The sequence below is a fragment of the Nocardia macrotermitis genome, from assembly GCF_009604405.1.
Lineage (GTDB): Bacteria > Actinomycetota > Actinomycetes > Mycobacteriales > Mycobacteriaceae > Nocardia > Nocardia macrotermitis.
In genome coordinates, this window is sequence record NZ_WEGK01000045.1 from 1 (window position 1) to 1,666 (window position 1,666).

The 1,666-nt window shown below is 65.7% G+C and carries 1 protein-coding gene; it reads left to right on the plus strand.

Annotation, left to right across the window (positions count from 1 at the left end):
- The first annotated feature begins 121 nt into the window (after positions 1-121).
- Positions 122-1,525 (plus strand): IS1380 family transposase, encoded by a 1,404-nt coding sequence (locus tag NRB20_RS37350; protein ID WP_319945886.1) that lies wholly within the window; start codon positions 122-124, stop codon positions 1,523-1,525.
- The last annotated feature ends 141 nt before the right edge of the window (positions 1,526-1,666 follow it).

The window sequence follows — 1,666 nt, forward strand, 5'->3', positions numbered from 1 at the left end:
CCTGAATCCGTGGACGTGGTCGGTGGGGCGGGGTGTGCCGGAATAGGAAAAGTGCCTTCCGAGCTGCGATGATTGATGTTCTCTACGCAACAATCAACAGCAGATCGGGAAGACACTTTCAGTGCGATTGTTCCACACCTTCGCCGGGGACTCGGCGCGGTTCGATGATGACAACCTCGTGTCGGTTGCCGGGCTGGTGCCGGTGATGACGTTGGCGGAGCAAACCGGCTTGACCAGCATGTTGACCGAGAAGATCGCCATCGATGCACCACGGATCAAAGCCGGATCGGCCAACCTGGCACCCAAGCTGGCCACCGTGATCGCAGGGATGGCTGCCGGCGCGGACAGTATCGACGACATCGATGTGTTGCGCAGCGGCGGGATGAGCGAGTTGTTCGATGGTGTGTACGCGCCCTCGACGGTGGGGATTCTGTTGCGGGAGTTCACCTTCGGACATGCCAAGCAGCTGGAGTCGGTGATGCGTGAGCATCTGCTGGCGCTGGTCGAGCGAGCAGATCTACTGCCCGGTGCCCAGGTGCGAACGTTCGTGGATATCGACTCGCTGCTGCGGCCGGTCTACGGCCATCGCAAGCAGGGCGCCTCCTATGGGCACACCAAGATCGCCGGGAAACGGGTTCTCCGCAAAGGGCTTTCACCGTTGGCGGCCATCCTGAGCACCGATCTGGCCGCGCCGGTGATCGCGGGAATGCGGTTGCGTGCCGGGAAAACCGGTTCCGGCAAGGGCGCGGGCTCGATGGTCACCGCCGCGATCAGCACCGCCCGCGCAGCCGGGGCCACCGGCACCATCCTGGTCCGTGGCGATTCGGCCTACGGCACTCGCAAAGTCGTGCGCGCCGCACTGCGCGCCGGTGCCCAGTTCTCGCTGGTCCTCACCAAGAACCCCGCTGTCACCAGGGCCATCGCCGAGATCGGCGAACACGCGTGGACACCGGTCCGCTATCCCGGCGCGGTCCGTGACCCCGACACCGGCGAGTGGATCTCCGACGCCGAAGTCGCCGAAATCGGTTACACCGCTTTCGCTTCCACCAAAGACCGCACCACCGCGCGACTGATCGTGCGCCGCGTCAAAGACGCCCGCTACCCTGACGCCCTGTTCCCGGTCTGGCGATACCACCCCTTCTTCACCAACTCGCAAGAGCCGGTCGCCGCTGCCGATATCACCCACCGCCGCCACGCCATCATCGAGACCGTGTTCGCCGATCTGATCGACGGCCCCCTTGCGCACATCCCGTCCGGGCGCTTCGCCGCCAACTCCGCCTGGGCACTCTGCGCCGCGATCGCCCACAATCTGCTCCGCGCGGCCGGAACCCTCGCCGGCGGCTCACACGCCCGCGCCCGCGGCGCCACCCTGCGCCGCAAACTCGTCAACATTCCCGCCCGCCTCGCACGCCCGCAACGCCGGCCGATCCTGCACCTACCCAGTCACTGGCCTTGGACCGAGGCGTGGCTCACGTTGTGGCACAACACAATCGGCTACACACCACCACAACCTGCCACCATCTGACCACCCGGCCCGACAGGCCCGAACCGAGAACTCACGTGGAAAAGCTGGACAGACCAGCGGCTACCCCACACCCGAAATCTGCTGGTCAGCGCACCTCCGGTCCGCTGACCAGCCCAAAACCCACGTCCACGGATCCAGGCT